Here is a 6,044-nt window from a genome sequence, read left to right on the forward strand (position 1 = left end):
ACCGAGTTCTTTCGCGAGAACACCTTCCATCCGGTGCCGGCGCTGATCCAGTTCACCGCGGGCGGCCCCGCCTTTCTGGTGGACCCCCTGGAGGTGGCCTGTACCGAGGCGTTCCGGCGTTTGCTCTCGTCGGGGCCGCTCAAGCTGCTGCATGCCTCCAGCGAGGACCTCGAGGTCTTCGCCCACTGGGCCGGCGTGCCGGTCGCGCCGCTGGTGGATACCCAGATCGCCCAGTCGCTGCTCGGCGAGGTGCCCTCCATGGGCTACCAGAAGCTGGTGGAGACCTGGGTCGGCGAGACCCTGCCCAAGGACGAGACCCGCTCCGACTGGCTCAAGCGCCCGCTCAGCGAGACCCAGCGGCTCTACGCCGCCCTCGACGTCGTCTACCTGCTGCAGGTGTGGCAGCACCAGCGCGAAGCGCTGGAGCGGCAGGGGCGACGGGCCTGGGTCGAGGCGGATTGTGCGGTCCTGGTTGCCCTGTCGGCCCGTAGCGATGCCGCCGATGGCCAGTGGTACCTGCGCCATCGCCAGCTGTGGCGCCTTTCGCCGCGCCAGGTGGAAGCCTATCGGCGCCTGACCCGCTGGCGCGAGGGAGAGGCCCGGCGCCGCGATGTGCCACGAGGGTGGCTGGTCCCTGACCGGTTGCTCTACGCCATCGCCGAGCAGTTGCCGGAGAACCGTTTTGAATTGGCCCGGGTCGAGGGCCTCAAGCCCCCGCTGATCAAGCGCGAGGGTGACATCTTGCTGAGGCTGGTACGCGAGGCCTTGAACATCGATGAGCGCGAGCTGCCGCCGGCACCTCTCTCGCCCATGGCTCCCGCGTTCAAGCAGCGTCTCAAGGCACTGAAGAAGGTAGTGAATGCCGAGGCAGAGGCGCTCGGCGTGGCGCCGGAGGTGCTGCTGAAGCGGCGTGACCTGGAGGCCCTGGTGGGCGCCGACCTCATGGACCAGCCATTGCCGCTGCCTGAAGGCTGGCGCGGCGACCGACTGAAGGCGGGCCTGACGGCGGCCCTCGAGGAGGTATCCCGATGAGTGATGACCGTATGCGCGGTGACAAGCTGCTGTGCGAGGTCTTCAAGAGCTCGCGCAAGGAGCAGATGTATCTCTACGTGGACAAGCGCCAGGGCGTCGAGGAGGTGCCCGAGGTCCTGCTCGAGCGGTTCGGTAAGCCGCAACCGGCCATGACCCTGATCCTCACCCCCGAGAAATCGCTGGGGCGAGCCAGGGCCATGGACGTCATGGCCGCCATCCGCGAGAAGGGCTATTACCTGCAGATGCCGCCGGCCAAGGAGGAGTATCTGCTCGACCTCTATCGCACCCCGACCGAGGCGCGCTACTAGAGCAGCGATGGCGAGTGGCGCCGATGGCCGGTCGAGGAGGACCTGCGCCACGGACGGCGTGGGTAGCGTACAGGGACGTATTCACAGCGCCTCCTCCTCGGCCAGCCCACGGGCGAGTCACGCGTCGCCAAGGCCCCAGGAGGGTCAGGAGAGATCATGAGAGAACGATTCTGGGAGCGCTTCGATCTGGAGGAGCTCACCGGCGAGGAGTGGGAGGCGCTCTGCGACGGCTGCGGCCAGTGCTGCCTGCTCAAGTTCCAGGATGAGGAGAGCGGCGACCTGGCGGTGCTCAACGTTGCCTGCGAGCTGCTGGATATTCACAGCTGTCGCTGCAGTGACTACGCCCACCGCTTCGCGAGGGTGCCTGACTGCACGCAACTGACCCCCGAACGCATCGACGACTTCCGCTGGCTGCCGAGGTCCTGTGCCTATCGACGGGTGGCTGAAGGGCGCAAGCTTGCCGCCTGGCACCCGCTGATTGCCGGCGGGCCAGAGCGCATGCACCGCAAGGGCATCAGCGTGCGCAGCTTCGCCGTCTCACAGCGCGAGGTTCCCGAGGAGGAGCTCGAGGAGCACATCATCGCCATCCTGCCCATCGATGCATGAGATGACCCGGCTGATGCCGGGTCACTTGCCTCAAGGGATCAGGCGTCCCGGCCCTCGAGTCCCAGCGCCCAGAGGATGAAGGCATCCTGGCGGGCGTTGTCGTGCCAGGCCTTGAAGCGTCCCGAGGCCCCACCGTGACCAGCGGCCATGTCGGTGCGCAAGAGGATGGGGCGGCCTTCCGCCGGGCGGCGATCCGCGGGGCGGCCTTTATCGGCCTCTCCACGGCCCAACTCCCTGAGGCGGGCATAGAGCTTGGCGGGTTCCCAATAGGGTACGCGGGTGTCGTGCCAGCTGCCCTGCAGGAAGACCGCAGGCCAGGGCTGCACCGAGAGGTTGTCCAGCGGTGAGTAGTTGCCGATGCGCCGTCGTGCCTCGGGTTCGCGGGGGTCGCCCCACTCGGTGTATTCCGCGGTGGTCAGAGGCAGATCAGGGTTCTCCATGGTGCGCAGCACGTCGACGAAGGGCACGTCGAGCACCGCGGCACAGAAGGCTTCCGGGGCCAGGTTGAGGCTGGCGCTGACCAGCAGCCCCCCGGCACTGGCGCCATAGGCCGCAATGCGCTCGCCGTCGCTGAAGCCCTTTTCGACCAGGGCGTCGCGGGCGGCGAGGAAGTCGTGGAAGCTGTTCGCCTTGTGCTCGAGCTTCCCGGCCAGGTACCAGGGTTCGCCGCGATCGCCGCCGCCTCGCACATGCGCCACGGCAAAGGCTGCGCCGCGTGCCAGCAGTTCCAGCCGGGCGACCGAGAACCACGGGTCGAGCACCTCACCGTAGGCGCCGTAGCCGAAGAGCAGGGTGGGCAGCGGGTGGCCGGCGAGGTCGGCGCGCATCACCACCGAGACGGGGACCCGTTCGCCGTCGCGGGAGCTCGCCCATAGCCGCTCACAGACCAGTTGCTCGGGCCTCAAGTCGCCATGGATCGGCTGCTGCTTGAGCAGGCGCCGCTGACCACTGTCGAGGTCATGCTCGAGCCAGGTCACCGGCAGGATGAAAGACTCCTCACGCAGGCGCAGACAGCGGGTGTCGAAGTGAGGTGCGTCGCCCAATGCCAGGCTGCAGGGCAGTTCCGGCAGCGGCAGCCGTTCGTCGCGGGTGATGGTGTGCTTGGCATCCAACTCCAGCACGCGCAAGTGCACCTGGGCTTCATGGTGGTCGCGCTCGGTGATCACCAGCCCCCAGTCGAAGGCGTCGACGCCCTCCAGGGTGTCATCGTCGCGATGGGCGATCAGCGTCTGCCAGTGGGTCGCGGGGTCGGACTCGCCTAGCCGCTGCTCGGCGAGCACGTCCAGCTGGAAGTGGGTGGCCTCGCGGTTGTGCAGCACATAGAAGTGGCCCGGGCGGTGGTCCAGAGCGTACTCCACGCCGCTTTCCCGAGGGCGGAAGCAGTGCGGCGCGGTGGCCGGCGTCCGGGCGGGGATCAGGTGGCTCTCGCTGGTATCCTTGGAGGCGCTCTCCAGGACCAGCCACTCACGGGATCGGGTCTTGCCGAGTCCCAGCCAGAATTCCGGGTCCTTTTCGCGCAGCACCAGGGCCGGCTCGCCGGCCCTGCCGCCTTCCAGGGGTAGGCGCCAGATGCTCTCCGGGCGCTGGGTGGCGTCATAGCGGGTAAAGAGCAGGGTGGCGTTGTCCTCGGCCCAGCCGATCTCGGGGCCGATCTCCTCGAGCAGGACCCTGGGTTCACCACCGGGCAGGCGCTTGAGATAGAGCTTGTAGGTCTCGTCGCCGCGGGTGTCCTCGGTCCAGGCCAGCCAGGCCTCATCCGGGGACAGAGCCATGTCACCGACTTCGAGGAAGTCGTGCTCACTGGCCCTGGCCTGAAGGTCGAGGAAACACTCCGCGGCATCGGGGTCGCCGTTGGGGTGTCGCCACCAGACCGGATAGTCGGCATCCACCGCCGTCTCGCTCCACACCGTGAAATGATCCAGGGGCGTTCTCAGCCCATGGACCGCCAGTTCGCGGCGGGCCAGATGACCGTGGTAGAGGCGCTCTACCAGGTCGTCGAGGGGGGTGAACCAGCGCCGCGACTCCTGGTTGGCCGCTTCCAGGAAGTCGGTGACCGTTGGATCATCGCGGCTCTCCAGCCAGTGCCATGCCGGGTCATCGGCGTGGCGAAAGCGGGTGACAGGGTCATCGGCCGTCGTCTCGGGGGGCTGGTTACGTGGCGGCTGTGCTTTCATTGCGCGAGATGTACCATACTCAGTGTATTTTCAAGAACGTGCGTCGTGGACGCACATGTCGCGAGGTCGTGATGCTGATTTCGGATTCGATATCCCTACTATGGCTGGTCTATATCGTATTGTCGCTGGTGGTGTTGCTGACCGGTTACCTGGGGCTGGCCTTCCTGCCGCGGTTGCCGCGGCTGGTGGTCACCTGGCTGGTGGCAGGCGTGATGTGGGTGCCGGCCCATTTCCGCCTGCCGCTGCTGGAGGAGGGCGAGTTCTACTCCGGCTTCGCCCCGGCGGTGGTGGTAGGGGCCGTGGCCGTTCTCGAGGGCAATGGCGCGGACTTCATGTCGGCCGCTGTGTTGGTTGCGGTGGGCGCCGGGTTGGGTGTCATGGTGGGGCTACTGCTGTGGTGGCGCGGCCGCCATCGTGACACCCTCGATGACGATGACTACGTGGACATGGATGACGAGGCGCCAGCCGGTACCCGCCGAGGCGGCCGGGGCGAGCGCCAGGAGCCGATGATCGGCTAAGGAGCCCCGATGGGCGGGTATGGCATGGAAAGGCCCTTCGGTCGGATGACCTGGATACTGGCCATCGGCTGTGTCCTGTGGTTGTGGGCGAGCTCGGTACCGGCGCAGGTCGGTGGAGAGGAGCGACCGGATGTCCGGGTGGTGGTCGATGTCTCCGGCAGCATGAAGGAGAACGATCCCGACCGTCTGGCGCTCAGTGCCCTGGACATGCTGGTAGCGCTATTACCCAACGGCGCCACGGCGGGCGTCTGGACCTTCGGTGAAACGGTCGACAACCCCCTGCCGCTGGGCGAGGTAGATGCCGCCTGGCGCGAACGGGCGCTGGCCCTGCCACCGGCCCTGCAGGAGTACCAGCAATACACCGATATCGAGGTGGCCCTTCGCGAGGCGGCAAGGGCCGAGGCCAACGGCTGGCGCCACCTGGTGCTGCTCACCGATGGCATGATTGACCTGTCACCGACCCGAGGGGCCAAGCCCGAAGTCGACAATGCCTCGCGGCGTCGGCTGGTGGACGAACTGGCCACCGAGCTGGCCGACCAGGGCGTGACCATCCATGCCATCGCCTTCTCGGACCAGGCCGACCTGGCGCTGGTGGAGCGGCTGGCCCAGTCCACTGGTGGGCTGGCGTCACTCGCGGAGAACCCCGAGAGGCTGCTGGGCGCCTTCCTCGATATCGTCGAGCGGATCTTTCCGGGCGATCAGGTGCCGCTGGAGGAAGGCCGCTTCGTCATCGACGACGGCGTGGAAACCTTCTCGGCGCTGCTCTTCCACGAGCCCGATGATGCCCCCCTGACCCTGGTCGCGCCGGATGGCACGCGCTATCGGGCCGACGCGGTTACGGACGCCATGCGTTGGCAGGTGGAGCCACGCTTCGACCTCATCCGGGTGCCCGATCCCCAGGTCGGCGAGTGGCGTCTGGAGGGGCCGGTGGGCGAGGGCAGTCGCATCAACGTCGACTCCCCGCTTCACCTGCGTACCACCGACCTGCCGACCACCCTCTATCTGGGCTTCGAGGTCTCGGTGGAGGCCTGGGTGGAGCGAGAAGGTGATCCTCTCGGCGAGGAAATCGAGGAACTCGCCCTCTCGGTCTCGCTGCAGGACGCCCAGGGCGAGGTACAGTCCCTGGTCCGGTTACAGGCCCAGGGGGGGCGCTTTCGTGGCCGCCTGCCGGCGCCGGCCCTGACCGGCAATGCGCGACTGGTGATCCGCGCCGAAGGGGAGGGGTTCCGCCGTCAGCGGCTGCAGGCGGTGAACGTGCTGCCGGCTATCGGGGCGGTGCATCGGCCTCGGGAGGGTCGGGTGGTGCTTGCCGCCGAGCATCCCCGGCTGAATCGCGACAACACCGAGATCCATGGCGAACTGCAGGGAGAGCGTCTCGAGGCCCAGGCAGTCGGGGCCTCGCGCTG

General features: G+C 67.7%; 6 protein-coding genes. 5 read left to right on the forward strand and 1 reads right to left on the reverse strand.

The window, feature by feature from the left end; genetic code table 11:
• From RI841_RS13495 to RI841_RS13505, 3 genes are all read left to right on the forward strand, one after another.
• Nucleotides 1-1,032, forward strand: a 1,032-nt coding sequence (locus tag RI841_RS13495; RefSeq protein ID WP_310706146.1) for an HRDC domain-containing protein, incomplete at its 5' end; no start/stop codon positions are given.
• Nucleotides 1,029-1,340 (forward strand): YcgL domain-containing protein, encoded by a 312-nt coding sequence (locus RI841_RS13500; protein WP_310706147.1) that lies wholly within the window; start codon nt 1,029-1,031, stop codon nt 1,338-1,340. The genes RI841_RS13495 and RI841_RS13500, both read left to right, overlap by 4 nt.
• 156 nt (nt 1,341-1,496) lie before the next feature.
• The gene (locus RI841_RS13505; protein WP_310706149.1) at nt 1,497-1,946 is read left to right on the forward strand and encodes a YcgN family cysteine cluster protein; all 450 of its coding nucleotides are present in this window, start codon (nt 1,497-1,499) and stop codon (nt 1,944-1,946) included.
• Between the two features lie 38 nt (nt 1,947-1,984).
• Here the strand turns inward: RI841_RS13505 and RI841_RS13510 are convergent, their stop codons facing one another.
• On the reverse strand, nt 1,985-4,120 hold the full coding sequence (locus tag RI841_RS13510; protein WP_310706151.1) for a prolyl oligopeptidase family serine peptidase: 2,136 nt from the start codon (nt 4,118-4,120) through the stop codon (nt 1,985-1,987).
• Between the two features lie 71 nt (nt 4,121-4,191).
• Between RI841_RS13510 and RI841_RS13515 the strand changes: the two genes are divergently transcribed.
• The gene (locus tag RI841_RS13515) at nt 4,192-4,638 is read left to right on the forward strand and encodes a hypothetical protein (protein ID WP_310706152.1); all 447 of its coding nucleotides are present in this window, start codon (nt 4,192-4,194) and stop codon (nt 4,636-4,638) included.
• 45 nt (nt 4,639-4,683) lie between these two features.
• Nucleotides 4,684-6,044 (forward strand): vWA domain-containing protein (locus tag RI841_RS13520; RefSeq protein WP_310706154.1); only part of this gene is annotated, 1,361 nt, incomplete at its 3' end.

It is taken from the genome of Halomonas sp. (genome assembly GCF_031581305.1).
Lineage (GTDB): Bacteria > Pseudomonadota > Gammaproteobacteria > Pseudomonadales > Halomonadaceae > Halomonas.